Raw genomic sequence first — 25,035 nt, 5'->3', positions numbered from 1 at the left:
GCCCCGCCGATCCGCCCCGTCGCACCGCCCACCGCGACCCGCCACGACTGCAGCGGTATCGTTTCTGCCATGACGATGGGCCTTCTCATTCTGCAATTCGTCGGCTTGGCCGCTCTCGTGCTGGCCGCGTGGTTTGTGGCAAAACGCAGGCTCGGCTTCAGGTGGGCGTCGCTGGGCTGGGGCACACTGGCGTTCCCTTTGTCCCAGGTGGCCAGGTTTGCGTTGGTGATCCCGCTGCAGTTCCTGTTCAGCAAGACATTCGATCCAGCAACGGCCACTGCCCTGACCACGGCACTGTTCCTGGTCACCTCCGGTTTGTTCGAGGAGACCGCCCGCTGGATCGTGCTGCGTTTCTGGGACACGAACACCCGCGAGTGGAACGACGGCGTCGGCTTCGGCCTGGGCCACGGCGGCATAGAGGCGCTGCTGCTCTTTGCCAACCTGTTCGTCGGCAACCTCATGCTGCTGACCACCGGCGACGCAATCAAGGCGCAGGCCACCGGAAACGACGACCCCGCCACCGCGCAGGCCATTGCAGACCAGATTGAGGCGCTGCAGAACATCGGCTTGGGAATGATCGCCGCAAGCTGGTACGAACGAGCGCTCGCGATCGCCGCACACGTGGTGTTTACCCTGATCGTGCTGCGCGCGGTGCGCGAGCGCCGCTGGCAGCTCTGGGCGCTGGCGGTTGTGTGCCACATTGGGTTCAACGCCGTTGCCGTGCTCATCGCGCCCCACAGCGCGCCGGTGATGTACGCGCTGCTCACCGCAATCACAGCCGCGGGGCTGTGGGCAACTATCGACGGCCCGCTGTCGCGCAAGACCTTCGCCCGCACCACTCCCACCAACCCCCTCGACAACGAAACGCCCGCCAAGTGACCCACCTGCTGGAACTTCTCCCCGTCGACCCCGCCAACCCGCTGGCGATTATCCCCGCGCTGGAAGAGGCCCTGACCGGCCAGCGCACGCTGCTGCCTGTGCCTGCGAACGACCCGGCGCGCACGAACCTGCTGCGCAACACGCTGAAACCCGGCGCGCCCATCGACGACGACATCGCCCTGGTCGTGTCCACCTCCGGCTCCACTGGCAAGCCGAAGGGCGCGATGCTCACCCCGGCGAACTTGATCTCCAGCGCGGACGCGACCCACCAGGCGCTCGGCGGCGAAGGCCAATGGCTACTGGCCATGCCCACCGCCTACATCGCCGGCCTGCAAGTCCTCGTCCGCAGCATGGTCGCCGGCGTCGAGCCCGCGTTCATTGACCTGACCCGCGGCTTCAACGTCGCGGAGTTTGCCGCCCGCGCCCACGAGCTCGCCCAAACCGGCGAGCGCACCTACACTGCCCTGACCCCGATGCAGCTGGCCAAGGCCACCTCCACGCTCAAGGGCATCGACGCGCTGCGAACCTTCAGCGCGGTCCTCGTCGGCGGCGCAGCCACCAACCCGCGCCTGCTCGACTCCGCTAAGAAGCTGCGCATCAACGTGGTCACCACCTACGGCTCCAGCGAAACCTCCGGCGGCTGCGTCTACGACGGCCGCCCCATCGCCGGAGCCCGCGTGAAAATCCAGGACGGGCGCATCCACCTCGGCGGTCCCATGGTCGCCCGCGGCTACCACAACTTCGACTCCCCCGATCTCGCCGGCGGCTGGTTCCGCACCTCCGACGCCGGCGAGCTCAACAGCGGCGTGCTCACGGTCCTCGGCCGCACCGACAACGTCATCTCCTCCGGCGGCCTCAAGCTCCACCCCGAGGTGCTAGAAGAAGAGCTTTTGCGTATCGACGGCGTCACCGCCGCCACCGTCATCGGCAAAGACGACGACCGCTTCGGCCAGCGCATCTGCGCCGCCTACACCGGCTCCGCGACAGTGCCCGATATCCTCGACGCGCTCGCCGACGCCGAGGACTCCGGCCGCATCGCGCACTGGCAGCTCCCCAAGGAGCTCAAGTCGGTGGCGGCGTTGCCGCAGCTCGGCCCGGGCAAGGTGGACCGCGCGGCCGTCAAGGAGCTGTTTTAGCTGTTCGGGTTCTCAATGACCACGGGCGCGACCTGGAAGCCCGGCGAGCCGTAGTCAGCCACCCACCGGAGAAACGGCGTGATCTCTTCGCCCGGGCGCTTCCCTTCGTTAATCTGCTTGATCACTAAGTGCGCAGCCGCGATCTCCCCCTGGTGCGGCGGACGCTTGAGGCGCAGTCCGTCTAGAGACTTGATTTCCTTGTAGCTATACCGCATCTTCGCCGCTCCATTCTCCATCAGGCCCTTCCGCGAGGATGTTTTGAAGCACTTCGTCCGTTATTCTGCTGACCATTCTAACCTGCTCATGGTCCAGAAATCGACGATCGTCCAGCTCATCAAGCAGCGCAATACCTATACCGATCCGTTTCGGCTCGCCCGTTAAACACAGCTCCGTCGCCCACCGCAGATCTTGATGCCATTCCTTCGCCGTGTCCTGCAGTCGCGAGTTCGCCACCGTGTGTGAGACACCCGCCCACGCGATCAGCGCAGCTCCCAGTGGCCCAATCACTTTCGCGGAAAAGTCCAGCACCGTTGCGGTCATGTTCGGCGGCCCCAAGGCCAGCACCACCGCATACGCGACCGCCACAGTCGCCGCCAGTCCAGTGAACAGCCAAGCGATCACTCCCGAGTTCTTCATGTTTCTTTAGACGCAGCGAACCCGCCGCCGGTTCCGTGGAGCTTTTACCTATCGACGCCCTCCGGTCCCCTCCCCCGCCGCCAACTCCGACGCCCGCTGGTACGACACCCCGAGCACCTGCCCCATCTCGCGGAGTGTGAAGCCCTCGTCTTTCAACTTTCGCGCCAACGCAGCCCTCGCAGCCGCAGCTTCTTCCGACGCGGCTTTCGCCTTCACGCCGAGGTCGTCGGCACGCTGGCGCAGCGTCTCGACTTCAGCGGGGAGGATCGGCACGACCTCGATCTTAAACTCGCCCGGTTGCAACCCAGATTGAAATGCGATCGCCTCAGCGACCTCACCCTCCGCGCGGTCGAGCCTCCGGGCCTGCGAAACCACCCCAAGTTCGTCGCATTCCAGCACCCATGCGCCGCTGCGCCCACGCTCTGCGGTCACCGTGAACGCCTTCATCGCCACCACCCTTTTCCTAAGTCACACGCTTCCGTTCGCAGCTTCTTGATTACTGCATAACGCTTCATTGTTCAACCCCCTCCGGCACTCGTCTGTCATCCTCATGTTGACAACCAATTCCACCCTTCGCCTTTTAGACGCACCGACCCCAGCCGAACACCCGTCCGACAACCCTCACCGCGTGTCGGCCCGTGTCCTACTCTGCTAGGCAGTCACCAACAAGCAGCGCAAAGCCGCACAGAACAAGGAGCCACGATGGACCCGCAGACCGGGCACCCAAACCTCACCACCCACGACACCGGGTTCGCGGTGGTGGATCTCGAGACCACAGGGGTCAGCAACGCCTGCCGCATCGTGGAAATCGGCGTGGTCCTGCTTCGGCCCGACCTCACCGTGGAGCGCACGTGGGAGACACTGATCCAGCCCAGTCGCGATATTCCCAACAGCCACATCCACAAGATCACCGCGACCGATGTTGTGGACGCGCCCACGTTCCGCGACGTCGCCGCGTACCTCGGCTCCTTGCTCGACGGCCGCGTCCTGGTGGCGCACAATGCGCCGTTCGAGCACCGTTTCCTCACCAACGAGTTCAACCGCGCGCATGCGCACAACGGTCTCTGCCAACCCTGGCTGGACACGATGGCGCTGGCCAAACAGCACTTGGGCTGCGCGAAGCTCAGCGACGCCCTCACGGCCACCCGCATCCACAACCCCCAAGCGCACTCGGCCCTCGCCGACGCGCAGGCAACCGCGGAGTTGCTCCATCACCTCCACTTCCACTGCGGCGCCGATGTGTCGGGCTACCCGACGGCAACGTTCCCCGCCCCGACCGCGGAATGCCGCGTCCTACCACGCGGTGCCGAATCCTCCTGGTCCGGCCAGCTCTCTCACGCCCTGCCCGCAAGCGGTGCAAGGGATGAGGACGCGTACCGCGATGAGCTAACCCGTGCGCTTGTAGACCGCCACATTTCCCGCACCGAAATGCGCCAACTGGAACAAACCGCGATCGCCTCTGGTCTGGACGCGGACGATGTGGATGCGATCAATGAGGAATTCACGCGCCAGCTCGCCGTCGATGCCTGGTCCGACGGCGTCATCACCGATGGCGAGCGCGCCGAGCTGCTCGCCATTGCCGACGCGCTCAGCGTGGACTTCGCTTTTGTGCAGTCGCTCCTCGACGAACCACAGGCCGGCACCGCCCCCGCCCAATTCACCCTCCAGCTGGGCGATCACATCGCGCTCACTGGCGCGATGGACATTCCGCAGGAAGAGTGGGTGCGCCGCGCCACCGCCGCCGGCCTGCACATAGGCCAAGTGACAAAGAAGTGTGCCCTGCTGGTCGCCGCCAACCCCGACTCCATGAGCGGCAAGGCTCAAAAGGCGCGAAAGTACGGCATTCCAATCGTCGGCGAGACGAAGTTCGCACAGCTACTGAGCACGATCGATCACGAAGCCGTTTCAGTGCAACCAGCGGTGTCGGAGCAACCCGCAGCGTTGGAGCAGTCCACAGCACAGTTCTCCTGGCTCTCCCCGCAGCAAGTTCAAACGACAGGCACGTCCACATCCCGCATCGCAGCAGCGTGGATCGCGCTGCACCCGAACCGCCCGCTGCACGAGATGGCGGACAACCTCCAACCCCACCACGTCCCGGAAGCCACCGGCAGGGGCATCGACCGTTACCTCGCGGTGTGGAGCCTGGAGCACCCCGAGATGCTGCAAGTCAGCGCAGACGACCTGCTCCAACTCCCCGGCGTAGGCCCGAAGCGCCGCAGCCAACTGGTGGAGATGGTGGTGGGCCTCGCAGCCGACGGCATTGTGGACGACTCCACCGAGAATGCCACTCCCGAGCCCGCCCCCGAGCGCACAGCTGGCAGCACCGCAATCACCCCGAGGCCAATCCCCGAACCGTCCGCCCCTACGCAAGCGCAGCCCCGCCAAACCGCAAGCAGCCCCGTCGACCCCACCCCGGAAGAACTCCTTACCGCCGCGAACGCCCCGCGCTACACCCCGGCGCCGTTGCAGTCGTCTTGGAACACCCCTGCTCTGATGGACCCGGCGCCCACGCCAGTCAAACGCCCAAAGGCTTCCAAGGTGTTTAAGTGGTCTGCGGGCCTCGGTGTGCTGTGCTTTTTCCTGTTCGGGCTTTGCATCGAGACTTTCGACCCCGACGCGAAGTCGTTCATCGCCGGAGTGTTCGCACTCGGGTTCTTGCTAGCCGGCCTCACCGCGGCGATCTCGGGTGTGATGGCGCTGATCAACCTCATCAGGGGGAAATAGACACCCCTTAAGCCAAAACAGCTGAGGTTTACGGGCAAAATGATGCCCATGTCCTCCTTCAGCGAAGTCCTCGATCAGCTCCGTGAGAACCAGCCCCAGGGCAAGTACGGAATCGCCTTTGAGAAGGGAGATGACGATGCAAAAGCTCACTGAAGAGGACGTCAAAATCAGGTTCATTACACCTGCGATCACAGAGACGGCTGGTTGGCGTAAAGAGCAACTTCGTATGGAGCTTGTCATCGCTCCTGGCCAGGTCATTGTTCAAGGTACCAAGACCAAACGGGGCGAGATCAGCAAAGCGGATTACGTGCTGCTTGGTTCGAAGTCGCGTAAGCCGCTTGCGGTTGTTGAAGCCAAGGTCATGGAGCATACTGTCCGTGCAGGTCTGCAGCAGGCACTAGGTTATGCCGCGAAGCTTGACGCCCCGTTCGCCTACTCGTCAAACGGCAAGGGCTTCATCGAGCACGACTTCTTCACCGGCGTTGAGCGAGAGATCGGCTTGGATGAGTTCCCTACCGAGGATGAGTTGTGGCAACGCTATCTGGTTGGCAAAGGACTTGACGCTCAGGGTGCGGCACTGATCGCTGAGCCATACCATGTTGACCCGTTCAAACCGCAAGAAGCTCGCTATTACCAGCAGGTAGCGGTAGACCGCACGCTGGAAGCCATCGCACACGGCGACCGCCGTCTACTCCTGGTGATGGCCACCGGCACCGGCAAGACATTCACGGCCTTTCAGATTATTTGGCGGCTCCTCAAAGCTAGAACAGTGAAACGGGTACTGTACCTTGCCGATCGCAACGTGCTGATCGATCAGACCATCACCGGCGACTTCGAGCCACTCTCTGGCCGCATCACCAAGGTCAAAGGCAAGCACTTGGATTCCTCTTACGAGGTTTACATGAGCCTGTATCAACAGCTCACTGGTGAGGAGGGTGAAGAACCATTCCGGCAGTTCAAACCAGAGTTCTTCGACCTCGTCATCATTGACGAGTGTCACCGTGGATCGGCACGCGAAGAATCGCTGTGGCGACGTGTCCTCGACTATTTCTCTAGCGCCATCCACATTGGTATGACGGCAACACCGAAAGAAACCAAGGAAGTGTCGAACATCGACTACTTCGGTGAGCCTGTCTACACCTACAGTTTGAAACAGGGAATCGAGGATGGCTTCCTCGCTCCGTACAAGGTGATCCGTGTTGGCTTGGACGTCGACTTGGAAAACTGGCGACCGTTCGAGGGGCAAGTCGACGTTGATGGCAACGAAGTTGAGGATCGCGAGTACAACGTCAAGGACTACGACCGTAACCTCATCATTGATGAGCGCACCCAGATGGTTGCCAAGTACGTGACGTCCTGGCTCGAGAGGTACGGCACCGATTCGAAGACCATCGTCTTCTGCGTCGATATTGAGCATGCTGAACGAATGCGCCAAGCTCTAGCGAACGAGAACCTTGAACGGGTCATCGAGGACTACCGGTACGTCATGAAGATCACCGGGGATGATAAAGAAGGCAAGGGTCAGCTCGACAACTTCGCTGACGTCAACGAGCAGTACCCGACACTGGTGACTACATCGAAACTGCTCACCACAGGCGTCAACGTCAAAACGATCAAGCTCATCGTCTTGGAGTCCAACATTGGGTCAATGACGGAGTTCAAACAGATCGTCGGACGCGGCACCCGGCTCGATCCTGAGCATGGCAAAGAGTTCTTCACGATCATGGACTTCCGTGGATCGACCCGACTCTTCGCCGACCCGGATTTCGACGGCAACCCAGCAGGCAGCATAGACATGCCTTTGCCCGAGCCTGGAGATGACGACGAGATCCCCGAACCCGAATGGCCAGAAGACGACGAAACCGTGGAAAACCCCGGGTCTGAAGATGACATCGAGGACTTCGGCCCAGATGATGTGATCATCTGCGATCCGCCTTGGATCGACGACACAGACCCTGAAAAGCAAGGCAAGGTGCGAGTTCGCGGTGTCGAAGTCAAACTGCTCAACGAGCGCGTCCAGTACGTCGATCCCGTCACCGGCAAGCTCGTGACCGAATCGATCCGCGACTTCTCGAAGCGGTCATTGCTGAACACGTACTCCAGCCTCGACTCGTTCCTTACCGCTTGGTCGCAGGCCGAGCGAAAGGACGAACTCATCGGCCAGCTCAGCAGCCGTGGCGTCTTCCTTGAGGCGATACGCGAAGAAGCTGATGGTAGGTTCTTCGACGTTGACGATTTCGACCTAATCCTCCACGTTGCCTTCGACAAGCCTCCACTGACCAAACAAGAGCGTATCGATCACGTCAAGAAGCGCGGTTACCTCCACAAATACTCAGACACGTGCCGCGAAGTCTTGGAAGCGCTCTTGGATAAGTACGCAGATATCGGTATATCTGAAATCGAAACAACCAGAATCCTCAGCGTTGACCCATTCACCCAGTACGGGTCACCGCAGAAAATTGCTCGCCTCTTCGGAGGACGCGACGCCTACCTCCAGGCCATTCGTGAACTCGAAGACGCCCTCTACGAAGCTGCATAAGGAGCACAAGTAGCCAATGAGCCTGAACTCGTTCATTTCAACCTCCCGCAAGATCATGCGCGGAGACGCCGGGGTCGACGGCGACGCCCAACGCATCGCCCAACTCACCTGGCTGTTGTTCCTTAAGGTCTACGACGCGAAAGAAGCCGACTGGGAGTTCCACAACCCCGCCTACCAGTCGATCATCCCCAAACATCTCCGCTGGCGATCTTGGGCACCCGACCGAAAAGACGGACGCTCCAAGACCGGTGAGGAACTGCTGACGTTCCTCAACACTGAACTCTTCCCAGTCCTCAAATCGCTGCCGATCACCGCATCGACGCCGCTCAGTCAATCCGTGGTTCGAGCAGTGTTCGAGGATTCGAACCAGTACATGAAGGACGGCATCCTCATCCGTCAACTCGTTAACCTGATCGACGAGATTGACTTCGAGGACTATACAGAACGGCATGCTTTTGGTGAGATCTACGAGACCTTGCTGAAAGAACTCCAAAGCGCGGGCAGCTCAGGTGAGTACTACACGCCGCGCGCGGTCACCGACTTCATGATCGAAATGATCAACCCCAGGCTCGGAGAGACCGTCGCGGACTTCGCAGCCGGAACAGCCGGGTTTCTCACCTCAACGCTCAAACACCTCAACGAACAGGTCGAAAGCGTCGAAGACCGCGAGGCATACCGCTCCAGCGTTTACGGCATTGAGAAGAAGCCAATGCCGTACCTACTTGGCGTGACAAACCTACTGTTACACGACGTCGACCAGCCCCAGTTCATTCACGGCAACTCACTCGAACGCAACGTGCGCGACTTCAAAGACAGCGAGAAGTTCGACGTCGTCACCATGAACCCGCCCTACGGCGGCACCGAGCAAGAATCGGTCAAAGCGAACTTCCCGCAAGCCTTCCGTTCCTCTGAAACCGCAGACCTATTCATCGCGCTCATCACCTACCGGCTCAAACGACACGGAAGAGCCGGGGTCGTACTGCCCGACGGGTTCCTCTTCGGCAACGACGGCGCAAAACTCGCACTGAAGGAACGGCTCCTCAAGGAGTTCAACCTCCACACCATCATTCGCCTGCCGGGCTCTGTGTTCTCGCCCTACACCTCAATCGCCACCAACCTCCTGTTCTTCGACAACACAGGTACAACCAAGGAGACCTGGTACTACCGAGTAGACCTCCCCGAAGGATACAAAGCGTTTTCCAAGACCAGACCAATGCTGAGGGAACACCTGGCCGACGCCGCTGAGTGGTGGATGGATCGCCGAGAGATCGAAGACGCAGACGGCAACCCCAAGGCCCAACGTTTCACCGTCGAACAACTCACCGCGGGCGGCTACAACCTTGACCTCTGCGGCTTCCCGCAACGAACAACCGTCGTGCTCAGCCCAGAAGAAACAATCGCTGATTACAAGACCAAACGAGCCGAACTCGACGCGCAAATCGACGCCAAGATCGCCCAAATCGAAGCGCTCCTGGCGGTGACCGAATGATCGCCGACCGCCTCCGTGCCGCCATCCTCCAAGCCGCCATCAGCGGCAAACTCACCGACCAACGAACAGAAGATGGCACCGCCACAGAACTCCTTGAACAGATTAAGACAGAACGCGCCGCACTGGTCAAAGCGAAGAAACTCCAGAAGCAGAAGGCTCTCCGGCCCGTGACCGAGCAAAGCCAGCCGTTTGCAATTCCGACTAGCTGGGAGTGGGTGCGTTTCCAAGATGTCAATCAATTTCGGATTGGGAAGACCCCAAAGAGAGCCGAACCCAAGTTCTGGTCGCCTTCGGAAGTTCCGTGGGTATCGATTTCAGATATGACGCAGGGTGGATCAATTGCGTCAACGAAGGAAGGTGTCAGTGCCGCTGCCATTGCCGAGTGCTTTGGTGGACAGCCCTCTCCAGCGGGTACTCTCATCATGAGCTTCAAACTGACCATCGGACGTTGCAGTTTCCTGGGTCGAGATGCCGTTCATAACGAAGCTATCGTCTCGATATTCCCTGCTATGTCAGCAGGTGAGTCGTTCAGCACCTATCTGTCACATGCGCTTCCTCTGCTTTCGCAATTGGGTGATTCCAAAGCGGCAATCAAAGGCAACACGCTCAATTCCGAGAGTATTGCGAATCTTCCGATCCCGTTGCCTCCGCCAATGGAGCAGGAGCGCATCATCGCTAAACTTGATGAGGTTCTGCCGCTCATCGATCAACTTGCTGAACTCGAGAGAGAGAGAGAGCATCTAGACCGCGAGTTCGCCAAAGCAATCGAACGCGCGATCCTTCAAGCCGCCACCAGCGGCAAGCTCACCGACCAACGCCCAGACGACGGCACCGCAGAAGAACTCCTCGAAACCATCAGAACCGAACGCCGGCAACTCGAAAAGGAGGGCAAAATCAGAAAGCAGAAACCACTGCCACCAGTGGACAAAATGGACGAGCCCTTTGACCTTCCAGATAGTTGGGTTTGGTCGCGTCTAGGCCGCGTGTTCAACATGCAGGCGGGCAAGAACGTCGCCGTTGGCAACATATCTGAAGTTGGCGAGTACCCGTGCTACGGAGGTAACGGGATCAGGGGTTACGTGGCCGACTACAACAGAGACGGAACCTACCCGCTCATCGGTCGTCAAGGCGCTCTTTGTGGCAATATCAATGTGGCTTCGGGGCGCTTTTTCGCGACTGAGCATGCGGTAGTAGTCGAGACATTTGGGCATACATCTTCCACTTGGGCGGCTATAGCATTAGAGCAACTGAACTTGAATCAGTACGCCACCGCAACAGCACAACCTGGACTCTCAGTCGAGAAGCTGAAAGTAGTACCCGTTCCAGTTCCGCCTGTGGATGAGCAGGAGCGCATTGCTGCCAAGCTCGACCGAGCGCTACCCCTGGCGCGAGGCCTTGGGGAGCTGGTGTCGTGATCACCAAGGTTCACATTCGAGGCTTTCGTTGTTTCAAGGAGCTTGTCCTCACACCAGCTAAGATGACGCGAAGTTCGGGTTTCGAAGATCAGACTGCACTGCCTGCAGCGGTATGGGTGGGCGTTGGGCAGATACTCTGCTCGCCAGCGACTATTGGCAGGAGGCGAGAAGGCGATGAGTGACGAAAACCGATTGTTTCGACAATTCGAAGCGAATCTCCGGATGACTCCGGCGACAGTCAGCGCGGTGCGCAATCGATACCATGCCATCACACGGCGCATCAATGTGGACTTTTGGGGAACTTCCTCAGACACAGATCACTCCTGGTACGCCGGGTCATATGGTCGCGGTACAGCGATCTCAACGAGTGATATCGATATTCTCGTGGAGCTACCGCCCGGTGAATACAACAACGCTTGGACGCGATCCCTGTTTGGTGGGAACGGGCCATCCGAGCTACTCCAAAAAGTGAAACGAAGTCTCAGTGCGACCTATCCCCAAACCAAGCTGCGTGGGGACGGACAAGTCGTCGTCGCCGAGTTCACAGATGGAGTTCGATTCGAAATAGTCCCCGTGTTTCGGGCGGAAACGCCCGGCACGTACCGTTACCCAGACACGCATGACGGCGGCTCTTGGTCAACAATGAACCCGCGCCGTGAGCTGGAAGTGTTCAATGACCTGAGCAAGAATCACCCAGGTGGGCTGAAGAAGTTTTGCCGGATGCTCAGGGCGTGGAACAAACAGGGGCGGTACTTCAGCGGGCAGGCACTGGACGCAATGGCGTTCGAATACTGGGAACAGAGCCAGTGGGCTGATAACTTGCCATACCTATATTTCGACTGGCACACCAGAGACTTCTTCGAATACTGGAAGAACGAGTTTGCCCGTGGTGGCGTTGTTGTAGCTCCGGGTACACGTCGACGAATTGACGCATTTGCTCCACCTCCTATGGTGGATCTTCTAGCGCTTTACGCGGACAATGCCAAGACTGCGATTGATGCGACGGACGCATGCCAAGCAACAGAGTTTTGGAGGCTGATCTTCGATGACCGATTCCCGAAGTCCTGAACGCGACAGGCTGTATTCCCAGCTCGAGAACGAGTATGGGAATGTGGTCTACTCTCACGCCGCGCAGGAAGAACAGCGTACGAGGCTTGCGCGCTCGGAGCGGAGAATCAAAACTTCCCAAATCTTTCTTTCTGCGGCTTCAACTGCTGGCATCGTTGGTATCTTTGTGACGCAGCAGCAATGGGCGACGGTAGCTACGGGACTACTCACTTTCGCGCTCCTTGCGCTTAACTCGTATAGCTTTCGGTTCGAACTGGGAACGCAAATAGCAAACCATCAGAAGGCTGCCGATCAACTTTGGTATCTCCAGCGGCAGTACTTGGCTTGTTTGGCTGACTTCAACTCGATGAGTGATGAGGAAGTCCGCAAGGAAAGAGACAGGCTTGTAGAACAAACCAAATCGGTCTATACATCCGTTCCCAGGACAGATAACAAGAGCTTTAACATTGCGCGTGATCGACTTCAGAAGCAAGGACTGAGGGAGTTCAGTCGAGACGAACTAAACCTATTACTGCCCGAAGGGCTGAGACAGTGACCTCCGGAACCATTTGGCGTGACGAACGCCTTTTGGCGGAATGCCCGTTGACACTGGCTTCGTTGGTGCAGGCGATACCTTGACGGCGGACTACTCAACGCTGACGCATCGGATATGCATTCGCTTATCCGGTGAGGTTGTAGGGTTCTGCGGGCAGAAGTTTCCTCAAGTGGCCGACTACCTGGAGGAATCATTCGATGAGCTGTTAGCTTTTACTACTGCACCGAAACCGGTATGAACCAAGATCTGGTCCAATAACCCCACCGAACGGCTCAACCGAGAAATCCGACGTCGCACCGACGTCGTCGGGGTCTTCCCAAACCGTGAGGCCGTCATCCGGCTGGTAGGGACCGTCCTTGCGGAACAACACGATGAGTGGATTCAGCAAACACGCTACTTGTTGCTGGCCAGACTGTCCCACATCAAGGAGATCATCGCTGCCAACCTCGTCGGCGCCACTGCCACCGACAGCAAGGCAATCGCCGCCTAATACTTACTCAACCCCGCCTCCGAGACGGCTCCAAGCACCCACCCCCGAAACTAACCACATACTCGAAAGCCAGATACACCACTTCCCAAGACTTGACCGGCGTACATTGAAGGTATGACCGCCTATCATCTCCTCGGGCGTGAAGGCGCAAGGCACGTCGCGTGGTGGCGCCCGCTGTTGGAGTTCGTCGTTGTGTTCGTGCTCTTTTTCGGAATCTTTGCCGCGATGCTCGCGCTTTTCGACGCCGCCGACCAGGTCTTCAACCCTGCACTAAAAGCCATGGGCGACTTCGAGTTCGTAGATACGCCCTGGCTCGCTCTGGCGGCCGGATCTATGTATGCGGCAACCATCCCAGCTGCGTTCCTCGCCGCGCGTGTACGCGGTCGACGCCAACCGCTCTGTGGTCGACGGAGCATCGCTTTCGGTGGCGCATCTTCGGAATAGCGTTGATACCTGCGCTGGTGGTCTTTGGTGTGCAGCTTGCATTCTCGGTGGCCCGCGCTCCCGAGAACGCGACCGCAGGGTCTGACGGCGGGTTTACCCTGGCGAGGTTCGGTGCATTGTGCATCCTCATTGCACTCATCCCGCTGCAGGCGCTGTCGGAGGAACTCGTATTCCGCGGCTCGCTTGTGCAGGTGGTTGGCCAGTGGACCCGCTCGCCGTGGGTGGCATACGTGGTCCCGGCGCTGCTGTTTGTGTCTGTACACAACTACGGTTGGGGCGGCCAGCTCGACGTGCTGGCTTTCGCGCTCTGCGGCGCCTTCTTAACGTGGTCAACGGGCGGATTGGAGGCGGCGCTCGCGGTGCACGCGGTGGCGAATACTCTCTCGTTCGTAACCGATCCATTCCATGTGAAGGTCGCGGGGTTGGCAGAGGCGACGGTGGTGGATGCGGTGGCGTCGATAAGCGCGACTGTGCTCGCCACCGCTGCGATTTGGTGGTTAATCGCTAGGGCGGGCGGTATTGCTTCGAAATCTCGCCCAAGGTAGCTTTACCCCCGCTTAAGCGGGCTATGATTATGTTCCTTCGCCATGCCGACCTTAACTCCCGATGCCCTGCTCGACAGACGACGCACCGAAAGTGGATCCTCCACCTACTTGCGAATTACGGTAGCCCCAAGGGTTGTGTCCTTTAGTGTGGTGTATCTGTAGCCCGCGGTGAGCCTCGTGCAGGTGCGCATACAGCGACCATCGCGGGTACCTTTCGAATCAACTCCTACATCTGCTCGAAAGGAAGAAACCCACGATCGCCGCTGATCCCAATCATATCGACCCGACTGCCTACATCGAAGAACTTCTGACACCACCCCGGTCAAGAAGTAATAGAAATCAAAGCAAATGCTTAGGAACAAAACCCGGGGCACTTCAAGTTTTGCCGCTCGAACAGATCAGCGTCCTCACTCGCTGAGGTTTCGGAAGTGCACGCTACTCTAAAAACGTATCGATTCCTTCTCTTCTTTTTTAGAAAGGTCTCTCTCCATGGCCTCCATCTTCCGCACTGTCTCGTGGGAAGTGCAGCAACTAGTCAATGACGTTCACTCTGGAAAAATTCAACTTCCAGATCTCCAGAGGCCATTTGTCTGGCCCACATCGAAGGTCCGTGACCTTTTTGATTCGATGTACCGCGGCTACCCAGTAGGCGAGCTTATGTTTTGGGACGTTGCTGCCGATGGTGAGTCTCGATCAATTTCAGGTGACGCGAATTTCATCGGCCAGCACCAGATTATCGATGGCCAGCAGCGCTTGACCAGTCTTTATGCCGCGATAAAAGGCTTTCCTGTCCGGGACGTTAACTATAACGAGAAGCAGATCCGTATTGCGTTCAATCCATTTAGTGAGAAGTTTGAGGTGCGGACACCACCTATTGCTAAATCCCCGGAGTGGATCGAAGACATTTCGACCTATTTCGCCAGCTCCTACAAGGCAACAAAGACATTTTTCGAGAGGTATGAAGAGTCTGGCGAAACTCTCAGCGATGAAGAAAAAGAGGCAGTTCATGAGGTTTTTAGCAAACTGTCTGGGCTGGAGAAATATCAGTTTAACGTCGTTCACCTTCAGAGCGAGGCTGACAAGCGCCTCGTTGCTGACGTCTTCGTGCGCATCAACTCAGAAGGAGTTCGTCTAAAGGCATACGACTACATTCTGACGTGGCTCAGCGTCTTTTGGCCAGAAGGCCGTGAGCAAATCGAGGAATTTTCACGCAACTCCCGTATGTCCCCAGCCCATGCGAGCTCCGCATTGGGGAAGGAAATCCGGTGGACGGCTCACAACCCGTATATTGACGTTGAGAACGGACACATCGTGCGCGCGATGGTCGCTGTCGGGCAGCGGCGAGGCCGTCTGCAAGATGCGTACGCCGCCCTTCAGGCAAAGGAACGACACACCGGTCGCGTGAACCCTGAGCGCCAAGAACGCGAACTAGGACTCCTCAAGGAGGCTCTTCCGGTCGTGGTAAATCCCACCAATTGGACGGAGTTCATCCGGTCGATTCAGGCAGCTGGATTCCGAACGAACCGGAACGTCACCTCGCACATGAATATCATCTACTCCTACGTCATCTTTTTGCTAGGACGCAACGATTTCGGTGTCGAGCTCGCTCGCCTTCGCGCGCTGGTTGCCCGCTGGCTCTTCATGTCGCAACTCACCGCCCGCTACACGGGCTCATCGGAATCCCAAATCCAGAAGGATCTCGACCAGATTGCTGCGCTGAACAAAGGCGACGCGGAGGGCTTCGAAGAGCTGCTTAACCGTACGATTGACACTCAGCTCACCGAAGACTACTGGCGCTTCAATCTACCGCAGAACCTAGTCACATCAGGCGCTTCCCTATCGCCACATTACCAGTGCTACCTCGCTGCGCTGAACATCCTGGATGCAAAGTTGTTCATGCTTAACGAACGCGTCCGTGATTGGATGGATCCCAACCAACCCGCGGCTAAAGGCACAGAGGGACACCATCTATTCCCCCGCAAATACCAGGAAAAGGTTTTGGGGATTACGGACTTCAAGCGTATCAACCAGGTAGCGAACTTCGCACCAACTGATTGGGCTACCAACATCCATATTTCAGATCGCGCCCCAAAGGACTATTGGCAAGAACTCGTCGAGAAGCGCTCGCAGGGCGAGGAATGGCTGAAACAACAGATGTACTGGCACGCCATTCCAGAAGGTTGGGAAAACATGGCCTACGACGAGTTCCTCTCCAACCGCCGCAGGCTCATTGCCCAGGTTATCCGTGGTGCTTTCGCACACATCACAGCTGACTCCGCACCGGTGATTTCTACGTCTGACGTTGAAGAACGTGCCGGGTCTAGGACCCTGCAAGAGTTCTTTGAGGCCGAACTATTGAAATCCGGCGACCTTCTCGATCCGGTTGATCCAGATTGGATTGTCGATGCCGTCATTAATGAGGACGGCCACCTTGTCATCGATGGCATCAACGTTTTTGACTCGCTGGATGAAGCCGCGCACTTCCTCGGCGTAACGAACCTCAAGGGCGAAGAGTTCTGGGCCTTGCAAGATGGCGATGACTTGGTGCCGCTTTCCAGATTGTCTGCTAGTTCATAGGCGATTGTCTTCCTTTTTGCCGGGGCGATGCGACCATGGCACGGCGTCTTTCCGATCTGATTCGTTTCCCTCGACGGAGTGAAGTCTTAGAAAGCAGCGTTGATAACTACTTCCAATCCCCACGCAGATGACACCGGCGATAGTGCTGCCGGGTCGGCATGGGTCAGCAGTGTAGCTACCAAGTCCGAAGGTATTGCCTGGAGTTGGGTGCTCGCGCTGTTTCGGATCGCATAAGGTGCCGGCATCCTGTTAAGCCCCGCGAAGGATTCCGTAGTTGCCCCAGGTCAGATTTTCAGCTCGTCAACCTTTACGAACCTCTACCCGCTCGCGTCGATCGGTGTTTGCCCCGGCTGCCTCGGTGGGGCGTGCCGTTTCGGCGTAGTTGGTAGGGGCAATCCGCGTAGTTGGTCGGGGTTTTCCGGATAGGTGGTAGGGCTCCCTGATTTCGGTCATTGTGTAGGTGGCGTTGGCACAACTTGTGCTGGCGCTGCTGAGCGCGGGTAGTTGGTACCGCGGTTGCGGATCCGGGGTACTGCCTGTTTCCGGTTAGTTGGTACCGCAGCCGGGGGTTGACCGACGAGAGCCCAGAAGCGAAGTCGGGTTTCGCCGGTCAGTGAAGGTTAGCTGTCTACGGTTGTCTGAGCGTGCGCGAGGTTTTGACGCATGTCGTAGTCGACCGGATGAGAGGCCCGGCCGCTGGCCCCGACAAGGTCAGCCGCCCGGCCCTACCACCTAGTCGGAATCCAGCCCTACCACCGTTCCACAACACCCCTACCAACAAGCCGGGTCAAGTCCCGTGTAGTGGTGTAGCCGTCTAGCTTTCGGCTCGGTATGTAGTTCGGGGTTGTGGTTAGGCGGTTAGCTGGTGATGGTCGCCATGATCATCTCCTGAGTGGTGCATGAGTTGTTTGGTGTGTTCGAGTGCGGACAGTGACATGTAGCGTTTTTGCTGGATCCAGTCGTCGTGCTGTTCGGCTAGGACAGCGCCGACGAGCCGGATGATGGATTCGCGGTTCGGGAAGATGCCGATGACGTCGGTGCGCCGGCGGATCTCCCGGTTTAACCTTTCGGTGGGGTTGTTTGACCAGACTTTCGTCCAGACTGGTTTCGGGGCTGCGGTAAACGCCAACACCTCATCGAGGGATTCCTCTAGATACGCCGCAACCTGCGGGAATTTCGGTTCCAACAGGTCAACTACCTCGCGGGCTTGTCCCCAGGTGGATGCGGCATCGGGTTGCTGGAAGATTGTCTGGAACATCGCCGAGACCATCGGCCATTGTGTTTTCGGGACTTTCTCGTAGAGGTTTTTCGCAAAGTGGGTGCGGCACCGCTGCCAGGATGCATCAGGCAGCACTTCGGAGATAGCGTGCTGGATGCCTTCGTGGGCGTCACTGGTGACCAAATAGACACCACGCAGCCCGCGGGCTTTTAGATCTTGGAAGAAGCCTTTCCACGATGCGTTGGATTCCGCGGTGGCGACATGCATGCCGAGCATTTCGCGGTAGCCGTCGGCGTTGACCCCAGTGGCAAGCAGTACGGAGCATTTGACCACCCGGCCGCCTTCACGGACTTTGATCGTGAGCGCGTCGCACGACAGGTAGGCGTACCCGCCGGGATCGAGTGGGCGGTTTTTGAAATCTGTAACCATCTCGTCGAGTTCTTCCGACATGCGCGAGACTTGAGATTTCGACATATTGGCAATCCCAAGTGTTGCCACCAGGTCATTCATCCTGCGGGTGGAACCCCCTTTGAGGTAGCAGGTCGCGATCACAGTCGATAAGGCGCGTTCGGCCCGTGAGCGGCGCTCTAACAGCCAGTCCGGGAAGAACGCGCCGTGGCGCAGTTTCGGCACCGCCACATCGATCGTGCCCACACGGGTATCAAGGTCGCGGTGACGGTACCCGTTGCGGTGGTTGACCCGCTCGGCAGAAGCGACACCATACTCAGCCCCGCAAACGGTGTCAGCTTGGGCGGAGAGGATCTGGTTGATAAACCCTTGCAGCATCTGCCGCATCAGATCCGGGGAGGCCTGTGCCAGCAGATCGTCCAGATAGGTTGCAGGGTCGATAGAATGCGGAGCAGCGGTCATCGTCATGTGCCTTTCGGTGAGATGTGGTAGTTGAGTCGAAAGGTTACTGACGATGGCCGCCCCTATATCTGCCAGGGCCCACCATCAGCAAGCGTTACACCACACTAAGGGACGCAACCACAAGCCGCTCTCAGCAGGGCACCTGGCGGCGGGCTACCGGAGGATCGTCGCAAAGCACAACCGTGTAATTCGTGCCACAATGCGGTGGTGTGAGGCACGAGAAGCTACGCTCCCGCAAACCGTCCACGAATCCGAAGTACGCAACCTCCCCCTCCACCACCCACTACCGCATGCTGACTGTATAAGCCACTTCCGCATCGGGAGCGACGAAATCTTCCTGGAGCGTTCTTCCATGACGCGCGAATCACTCATCCGTCCTCACCAGGGGCGATAACGAATCGAAGCGCTGCTAAACCAATCAAAGCCGTGCTACTTTCCAAACTATTACGCCAAAACTGCAAAACAAGAATGGAGGTGCCATGAACGAGGTATCACCGCCGATTCGAAGGACCACTGAAGAATTAGACCGCGAACTTGCCGATTTGAAGGCACAGATGGCCCCTCTGACCGTTGATCACCTTCGCCGTCTGCGAGACGCTGGTGCGATCGAGTACGACGAAGAGCGTTTGCTCGACAGATACGATGCCTGCATGTGGCTCCGGTATGGAGTAGCGTGACTTCACCGCGGGGGATCGAAGATGCGGTACGAGATTTAATGCTCATGACCGTCCAATTGCTGGAGACGACCTTGGAGGGATCGTCCCCGATTAACGCAGAAGTTCTGGCCGATGGTGAACGAGCCATTGTCGAGGGAACATATCCTGTAACAATTGCTCACTCGGGTAGTGACCGCCTTGTCCTACGCTATGACTACCTACTCCGGCATGAGGCAGCCTCAGGCGAGCTCGAAGTTGAGAAAAGTATGTTCAATAGAAGTTCGCGCAAGAAAGAAACCCGTGCCGGTTGTGCGATTCGAGTATGAATCGCACGCTCGAAACAAACCCGCTTCACATTTTCAGTTCCATGCCGATTCGGTACCACTCGGGCTGCTATTGGCCCGAGCAGGAAAATATGAAATCGCAGCACAGCAACAAGATATCCACTTCCCCATGGGTGGTTCGCAGTTCCGGCTGCATCTGACGGATGTAATTGAATTGCTTGTCCGAGAATTCGGCGCTGCAACGGAGGATGGATGGTACGAATCTCTTAGCGCCCACCGCAACCGTTACTACGACGCAGAAGTGGACCGAGTAATCCAGGACAATTTGCCTCGCGCAGTGCTTTTGCTTGCGGATGCGGGATACAAAGTCAATGCGCCGCAGTAGCAAACGCGTTGACTGGGGCCCGTGCGTTTCGAAAGCAACCACTCGCAAAGCACAACCGTGTAATTCGTGCCACAATGCGGTGGTGTGAGGCACGAGAAGCTACGCTCCCGCAAACCGTCCACGAATCCGAAGTACGCAACCTCCCCCTCCACCACCCACTACCGCGGCACCTCGCCGGCGCGCATGCAGGCGTCGAGGTTCCGCAACAAGCAGCGAATCCCGATGATCCCGGCGTATTAAGGCGCTACAGGAGTTCGTCGATAAGCGAACGCACACGGGCGTCAATGTCGTCGCGCACGAGGCGCATGCGCTCCATGCCCTCGATGCCGCGGTGCGAGGGTTCGTCGGTGCGCCAGCGCTCCAGCGTGCCGCGGGCGCCGTCAGGCATTTCCACCTGCGCGTCTTCGCCGAGCACCACGACGCGATCAACGCTGCGCAGCAGTTCCGGATCGATGGGTTTGGGCGTGCCGTGCGACATGTCGGCGCCAGTCTCTGCAATCGCCTCGACCGATTCTTGGTTCAGCTTCGTGCCGGGTTTGGTGCCTGCGGAGTGGATGCCGAGCTGGCTACCCGCGTGCTTCTCGGCGAGCGCCGCCGCCATCTGGGACTTGCCGCCGTTGCCGACGCAGACGAACAGGACTGAGGGCTTCATGTAAGGCTCCTTTGGTTAGGCAGGGTTGGGTCACCGGGGAACAGTTTCGGGCCGATCCCCCGCATGAGGTAGACCAAGCCGACGAGCACCGGGATCTCGATGAGCGGGCCAATCGTACCCGCCAGCGCCTGGGCGGAGGTGGCGCCGAAGGTGCCGATCGCCACCGCGATGGCGAGCTCGAAGTTGTTGCCGGCGGCGGTAAACGCCACCGAGGCGGATTGGGCGTAGTCCATGCCGGAGAGTTTGGCCACCACAAGTGCCACGGCGAACATGCCCACGAAGTAGCACAGCAGCGGCAGCGCCACCGTGGCCACAGTCAACGGCCTGGACAGGATCTGGTCGCCCTGCAGGGAAAACAGCAGCACGATCGTGTACAGCAGGCCGACCAGCGCCAGCGGGGAGATCCGGGGCAGGAAGGTGTTTTCGTACCAGTCGCGGCCCTTGGTGCGCTCACCGATGATGCGAGACAGCAGCCCGGCCAGCAGCGGGATGCCCAAAAAGACGAGCACGGAGGAGACGATCGCCCAGAAGGAGAAATCCACCGAGGTGGTCTCCAGGCCCAGCCAGGACGGCAGGACCTGCAGGTAGAACCAGCCAAGCACGCCGAACATGAGCACCTGGAACACCGAGTTGATGGCCACCAGCACGGCGGTGGCTTCCCGGTCTGCGCAGGCGAGGTCGGACCACACCAGCACCATGGCGATGCAGCGCGCCAACCCGACGATGATCAGGCCGGTGCGCAGCTCCGGCTCGTTAGGCAGGAACATCCACGCGAGCGCGAACATGAACGCGGGGCCAAGAATCCAGTTCAAAATGATGGATACGGTCATGAGCCGTTTGTCGGTGGCGATCTCGCGGGTTTTGTCGTAGCGCACCTTGGCCAGCGGCGGGTACATCATCACAAGCAGGCCGAGCGCGATCGGCAGCGAGATCCCGCCGACTTCAAGGCACTCGAGTGCGCCCGAAAGCCCCGGCACTGCGCGGCCGAGGGCGAGGCCCGCCGCCATGGCGAGCATGATCCACACCGGTAGGAAGCGGTCAAGAAATGACATGCGCTCTACTGGCTGAGAGGTTGTGTCTTCCATCTGGAATCCTTATCTATTGACGATTATCAATACGAACACTAAAAGGCACATTTATCGCTGTCAATATGAAAAGGTAGGAAGCATGAAAGATTCTGTCGCCACGACAGCAGACACTGGCCTCGACTGCTGCTCGCTGGGCTCCGGCTTGCTCTCCGCAGACGACGCGACGCGTTACGCGGCCCTGTTCAAAGTTTTGGCGGACCCCGGCCGGCTGCAACTACTCTCCTGGCTCGCCGAAGAGGGCTGCGAGCCGATGAGCGTGAGCGAACTGACGCAACGCTCTGGGCTAAGCCAACCGACGGTTTCCCACCACCTCAAAAAACTTACCGAGGCTGGCCTCCTAGAAAAGAGCCGCCTGGGCAGGTCGGTCCTCCACCGGCTGCGCCCGGAGCTGTTCGCGGAACTTCGCACCGTGCTGCAGATGGACTGAGACTTACCAGCTGAGACAGAACCACTCCCAGCAGAACTGGTCCAAAGACTGCCACATGCCCCTACTGCTGGGAGAAACGCTCTAAGTCGTCCGGCGCACCCGCCATCACAATCAGGTTCGACGGGGAGAGCTCCTGGCCCGGCACAAACGGCTGCCACTCGCCGTTGCTGTTGCGCACGGAGACCACCTGCACGCGGTGCTTGTCCCACAGCTTTTCCGCGTCGCAGGGGCCGGACAGCAGCGCACGCGGCGGGGCCATCTTGATCACGCCGTAGTTCTCCGCCAACTCTGCGAAATCCTGGAACCTCCCGCCGAGCAGATGCGCCACCCGGCGGCCGGTGTCGTGCTCCGGGCGCACCACGTGGTGCACGCCGAGGCGTTGCAAAATGCGGGCGTGGGACTCCGAATCAGCCTTCGCCCAAATGTCGGGCACCCCTAGATCCACCAGGTTGGAGGCGGTCAGGATGGACGCCTCCAGCGCGGAGCCGATGCCGAGTACAGCGCGTTTGACGTCGTGAACACCGAGCTGGCGTAAGGCTTCGGGGTCGGTGGTGTCGGCGACGGTGGCGTCGGTAAGCAAAGGCGCATGCTCGCGTACCAGCCGCTCATCCGCGTCGACGCCTAGGACCTCCACGCCGTAGCGGGTGAGCTCCTGGGCGATCGCACCGCCGAAACGGCCCAGGCCAATGACCACCACGGGCGGGATATTCAAACGCTGCGTGGACGTGAAACGGGGGAAGTTAACCAATGAACGGCCTTTCTGTGGGGTAGTCGAACCTGCGGGAAACGGTGCGCAGCGCCAGCGCTGCGACGAGTGTGAACGGGCCGATGCGCCCGAGGTACATCAGCAGGCACAGCGCGAGCTGGGACGGGGTGGACAAATCCGCGGTGATGCCGGTGGAAAGCCCCGTGGTGGCAAACGCCGAGATGACCTCGAAGTTGACCTGGTCGGCGGTGAACTGGGGGTCGCAAATACGCAGCGTAGCTACGCCTGCGGTCACCGCTACCAGTCCCGCCGCGGCCACCGTCATGGCCTGGCGCACCACACTTTTTGGCACGGTGCGGTGGCCCACGGTGGTGGCGTCGCGGCCTTTGAATTCCGCCAGCATGGCCGCTAGCAGCACGGTCGCGGTGGTGATCTTGATGCCGCCGGCTGTGCCCGCGGACCCACCGCCGATGAACATGTAAATGTCCGTGACCATCAGCGTGATCGGGTGCGCCTCGGCGTAATCGACAGAGTTGAACCCCGCGGTGCGCGGCGTCACCCCGGAAAAGAACGCGTTGAGGCACTTGACACTGGTTGGCATGCCGGCGAGGAAGCCGCGCCACTCCAGTAGTGCGATGATAAGCGTGGCGCTGACCACCAGAAACGCGGTCGCCTGCAGCGTCATGCGGGTGGTGATGGACAGCCGCCGCGAGCTCACCGGCGCGCCGTGGACCAGCCCGCGCATCTGCTCGCGGCCGCGGCGCACCAGCTCGGAAAGCACCGGGTAGCCCAGCCCGCCAATCATCAACGCACCCGCCAACGGGATGAGGATCCACCCGTCCGTGTTGTAGGAGACCAGACTGTCCGGACGCAGTCCGAAGCCGGCGTTGTTGAACCCGGAAATCGCGTGGAACACGCCCTCGTATGCGGCGCGCCCCGGCGCCATGCCGTAGACGGTGGCGAAGCGAATGCCCAAGATCACCGCTACCACCCCCTCAAAAAAGAAGGTGAGCAGCAGCGTTGCCACGAGCGTCCGCCTCACCCCACCTTCCAAAATTGGCCGCCCCTCAGCTGCCGTGGCATACCGCGAACGCAGCTTCACCCGGCCGGTGAGCAGCATGCCGGTAAGCGAGGTAATGCTCATGATGCCCAGGCCGCCGGCCTGGATCAGCGCCAGCACAATGAACTGTCCGGCCAGGCTCCAGTGGCTGCCGGTGTCCTCGGTGACCAGGCCGGTCAAAGTGGTCGCGGACGTGGCGGTAAACAGCGCGCTCATCAGCGCTGTAGGCGCGCCGTCAGCGGAGGCGAACGGCATGGAAAGCAGCGCTGTGCCGGTGAGGATCAGAGCTAGAAAGCCCAGCGCAGTTAGTTGCGCGGGGCCGAGCCACCTCTTGGAGGCTGTGTCATTCACCGGCCAAACGCTACTCCGCGGCGCGCAGCTTGGCTACGTCTTCTGCTGAATACGTCGCCGCGATTTGGACGTCGTTGCCGCCGGAGAGGTTCACCCGCGACAGGCGCACACGCTGCGAGCCCGGGACCAGCGGAAAGTTCGCCGAGCGCTCCGAAACCTGCTTCACCGGGAACCCGGCGCTCAGGGCGCAGTGGTTCAGCCACACATCGTCGGCGCGTGGTGCGAGGTCCAAAAACTCCGTGCCGCGCTCGGCGACGTAGCGCACCATCTCCTTCGGGTAGCGCACGCCGTCCACGCCGGTGGCGAAGTGCAAAATCGACGGCTCTGTGCTCCTTACCGGCCGCCACTTCTTGTACGGGGCGATGCCTTCTTCGTCCAGCACGACTCTGTGGGCGCGGTAGGCGGTGATGGTGGAGGCCGAAGGAGCGTCGATGAGCTTCTGCGCAAACGTGCGCGGGTAGAGCACATCGTCGTCGACGGTGATGACGTTGCGGTCCGGGTACTGCTGGAACGTGCCGTAGTACTTGGTGTGCGGGCCCAAGCCGCCGGTGGATTCGTGCACCTGCAGGCCGCGATTCGCAAGCGACTGCAGCGCGTCCGGCCACCGGGCGTGGAAATCCACCGGGTCCAGCCACAGGTGCACCGGCAGGCGCACCGTGCCCACCAGCAGCGACGCAATCGCCGCGGCAGCCGAGCGCAAACGGGTGCCGTGGGTGGTTAAGGAAATGACGGTCTCGCCGTCTGCCGGGAAGCGCTTGTCCGAGTTGTGCGCCGCGTTGAGCAGCAACGGGAGACGAACGAATGCGCCGGTGGCCACGAACCCTTGGCGCACGGCGTAGTCAATCCACATGGCGCATTAC

Annotated in this window: 23 protein-coding genes and 1 pseudogene; 15 read left to right on the top strand and 9 right to left on the bottom strand. The window is 59.7% G+C overall.

Annotated features, from left to right (window positions below):
- Positions 1–69 precede the first annotated feature (69 nt).
- On the top strand, positions 70–879 hold the full coding sequence (locus H0193_RS09710; RefSeq protein WP_181889747.1) for a YhfC family glutamic-type intramembrane protease: 810 nt from the start codon (positions 70–72) through the stop codon (positions 877–879).
- Positions 876–2,015, top strand: a complete 1,140-nt coding sequence (gene menE, locus H0193_RS09705; RefSeq protein ID WP_181889746.1) for an o-succinylbenzoate--CoA ligase — start codon at positions 876–878, stop codon at positions 2,013–2,015. Before H0193_RS09710 ends, menE begins: the two co-directional genes overlap by 4 nt.
- Here the strand turns inward: menE and H0193_RS09700 are convergent.
- From H0193_RS09700 to H0193_RS09690, 3 genes are read right to left on the bottom strand one after another with little or no spacing between them, the layout of a single operon-like run.
- Positions 2,012–2,230 carry a hypothetical protein gene (locus H0193_RS09700; protein WP_181889745.1) on the bottom strand — a complete coding sequence of 73 codons (219 nt, stop codon included), beginning with the start codon at positions 2,228–2,230 and terminating at the stop codon, positions 2,012–2,014. The genes menE and H0193_RS09700 overlap by 4 nt on opposite strands.
- Positions 2,220–2,651, bottom strand: coding sequence for a hypothetical protein (locus H0193_RS09695; protein WP_181889744.1), 432 nt, complete (start codon positions 2,649–2,651; stop codon positions 2,220–2,222). The genes H0193_RS09700 and H0193_RS09695 overlap by 11 nt, the downstream gene beginning before the upstream one ends.
- A 48-nt stretch (positions 2,652–2,699) precedes the next feature.
- Positions 2,700–3,083: a hypothetical protein gene (locus H0193_RS09690; protein ID WP_338026645.1), complete on the bottom strand. Its 384-nt coding sequence runs from the start codon at positions 3,081–3,083 to the stop codon at positions 2,700–2,702.
- Positions 3,084–3,353: 270 nt separating this feature from the next.
- Here H0193_RS09690 and H0193_RS09685 point away from each other — a divergent pair, with 270 nt between their 5' ends.
- The 10 genes and pseudogenes from H0193_RS09685 to H0193_RS09640 all read left to right on the top strand — a co-directional run bounded on the left by H0193_RS09685 (position 3,354) and on the right by H0193_RS09640 (position 16,477).
- The gene (locus H0193_RS09685; protein ID WP_181889742.1) at positions 3,354–5,375 is read left to right on the top strand and encodes an exonuclease domain-containing protein; all 2,022 of its coding nucleotides are present in this window, start codon (positions 3,354–3,356) and stop codon (positions 5,373–5,375) included.
- Positions 5,376–5,511: 136 nt separating this feature from the next.
- Positions 5,512–7,914 carry an EcoAI/FtnUII family type I restriction enzme subunit R gene (gene hsdR, locus H0193_RS09680; RefSeq protein ID WP_181889741.1) on the top strand — a complete coding sequence of 801 codons (2,403 nt, stop codon included), beginning with the start codon at positions 5,512–5,514 and terminating at the stop codon, positions 7,912–7,914.
- A gap of 16 nt (positions 7,915–7,930) precedes the next feature.
- Complete coding sequence (locus tag H0193_RS09675) at positions 7,931–9,403, top strand: class I SAM-dependent DNA methyltransferase (RefSeq protein ID WP_181889740.1); 1,473 nt, start codon at positions 7,931–7,933, stop codon at positions 9,401–9,403.
- Positions 9,400–10,818, top strand: coding sequence for a restriction endonuclease subunit S (locus H0193_RS09670; protein WP_181889739.1), 1,419 nt, complete (start codon positions 9,400–9,402; stop codon positions 10,816–10,818). Before H0193_RS09675 ends, H0193_RS09670 begins: the two co-directional genes overlap by 4 nt.
- A 174-nt stretch (positions 10,819–10,992) precedes the next feature.
- Positions 10,993–11,886: an SMODS domain-containing nucleotidyltransferase gene (locus H0193_RS09665; RefSeq protein ID WP_181889738.1), complete on the top strand. Its 894-nt coding sequence runs from the start codon at positions 10,993–10,995 to the stop codon at positions 11,884–11,886.
- On the top strand, positions 11,864–12,421 hold the full coding sequence (locus H0193_RS09660) for an SLATT domain-containing protein (protein WP_181889737.1): 558 nt from the start codon (positions 11,864–11,866) through the stop codon (positions 12,419–12,421). The genes H0193_RS09665 and H0193_RS09660 overlap by 23 nt, the downstream gene beginning before the upstream one ends.
- Before the next feature lie 133 nt (positions 12,422–12,554).
- Positions 12,555–12,911, top strand: a pseudogene (locus H0193_RS09655) (transposase); the annotation flags it as partial.
- A gap of 114 nt (positions 12,912–13,025) precedes the next feature.
- Complete coding sequence (locus tag H0193_RS09650; protein ID WP_181889736.1) at positions 13,026–13,355, top strand: hypothetical protein; 330 nt, start codon at positions 13,026–13,028, stop codon at positions 13,353–13,355.
- 29 nt (positions 13,356–13,384) lie between these two features.
- Positions 13,385–13,900 carry a CPBP family glutamic-type intramembrane protease gene (locus tag H0193_RS09645; protein WP_181889735.1) on the top strand — a complete coding sequence of 172 codons (516 nt, stop codon included), beginning with the start codon at positions 13,385–13,387 and terminating at the stop codon, positions 13,898–13,900.
- 489 nt (positions 13,901–14,389) lie between these two features.
- Positions 14,390–16,477 carry a GmrSD restriction endonuclease domain-containing protein gene (locus H0193_RS09640; protein WP_181889734.1) on the top strand — a complete coding sequence of 696 codons (2,088 nt, stop codon included), beginning with the start codon at positions 14,390–14,392 and terminating at the stop codon, positions 16,475–16,477.
- 850 nt (positions 16,478–17,327) lie between these two features.
- Here H0193_RS09640 and H0193_RS09635 read toward each other — a convergent pair.
- Positions 17,328–18,566 (bottom strand): IS256 family transposase, encoded by a 1,239-nt coding sequence (locus H0193_RS09635; RefSeq protein WP_181890044.1) that lies wholly within the window; start codon positions 18,564–18,566, stop codon positions 17,328–17,330.
- 866 nt (positions 18,567–19,432) lie between these two features.
- On the opposite strand from H0193_RS09635, the gene H0193_RS09630 reads away from it, so the two are divergent.
- Both H0193_RS09630 and H0193_RS09625 read left to right on the top strand, forming a co-directional pair.
- Positions 19,433–19,891: a hypothetical protein gene (locus H0193_RS09630; protein WP_181889733.1), complete on the top strand. Its 459-nt coding sequence runs from the start codon at positions 19,433–19,435 to the stop codon at positions 19,889–19,891.
- A gap of 84 nt (positions 19,892–19,975) precedes the next feature.
- A complete protein-coding gene (locus H0193_RS09625; protein WP_181889732.1) occupies positions 19,976–20,131 on the top strand; it encodes a hypothetical protein in 156 nt (51 codons plus the stop codon).
- 4 nt (positions 20,132–20,135) lie between these two features.
- On the opposite strand, the gene H0193_RS09620 is transcribed toward H0193_RS09625, so the two are convergent.
- Entirely contained in the window at positions 20,136–20,543 is a 408-nt protein-coding gene (locus H0193_RS09620) for an arsenate-mycothiol transferase ArsC (RefSeq protein WP_181889731.1), read from the bottom strand.
- Positions 20,540–21,628, bottom strand: a complete 1,089-nt coding sequence (gene arsB / locus H0193_RS09615) for an ACR3 family arsenite efflux transporter (RefSeq protein ID WP_181889730.1) — start codon at positions 21,626–21,628, stop codon at positions 20,540–20,542. The genes H0193_RS09620 and arsB overlap by 4 nt, the downstream gene beginning before the upstream one ends.
- 82 nt (positions 21,629–21,710) lie before the next feature.
- Between arsB and H0193_RS09610 the strand changes: the two genes are divergently transcribed.
- Entirely contained in the window at positions 21,711–22,058 is a 348-nt protein-coding gene (locus H0193_RS09610; protein WP_070844914.1) for an ArsR/SmtB family transcription factor, read from the top strand.
- Between the two features lie 61 nt (positions 22,059–22,119).
- On the opposite strand, the gene H0193_RS09605 is transcribed toward H0193_RS09610, so the two are convergent.
- The 3 genes from H0193_RS09605 to H0193_RS09595 are packed head-to-tail and all read right to left on the bottom strand — an operon-like array spanning position 22,120 to position 25,025.
- Positions 22,120–22,806, bottom strand: a complete 687-nt coding sequence (locus H0193_RS09605; protein ID WP_202032264.1) for a potassium channel family protein — start codon at positions 22,804–22,806, stop codon at positions 22,120–22,122.
- The gene (locus tag H0193_RS09600) at positions 22,799–24,175 is read right to left on the bottom strand and encodes a TrkH family potassium uptake protein (protein WP_070844916.1); all 1,377 of its coding nucleotides are present in this window, start codon (positions 24,173–24,175) and stop codon (positions 22,799–22,801) included. The genes H0193_RS09605 and H0193_RS09600 overlap by 8 nt, the downstream gene beginning before the upstream one ends.
- Positions 24,176–24,185: 10 nt before the next feature.
- Entirely contained in the window at positions 24,186–25,025 is an 840-nt protein-coding gene (locus H0193_RS09595; protein ID WP_070844917.1) for a glycosyltransferase, read from the bottom strand.
- Positions 25,026–25,035: the final 10 nt, after the last annotated feature.

The organism is Corynebacterium haematomassiliense (assembly GCF_013978595.1).
GTDB lineage: Bacteria > Actinomycetota > Actinomycetes > Mycobacteriales > Mycobacteriaceae > Corynebacterium > Corynebacterium lehmanniae.
Note: the sequence above shows the minus strand (reverse complement) of the source record. Positions and strands in the feature narration are given on the sequence as shown.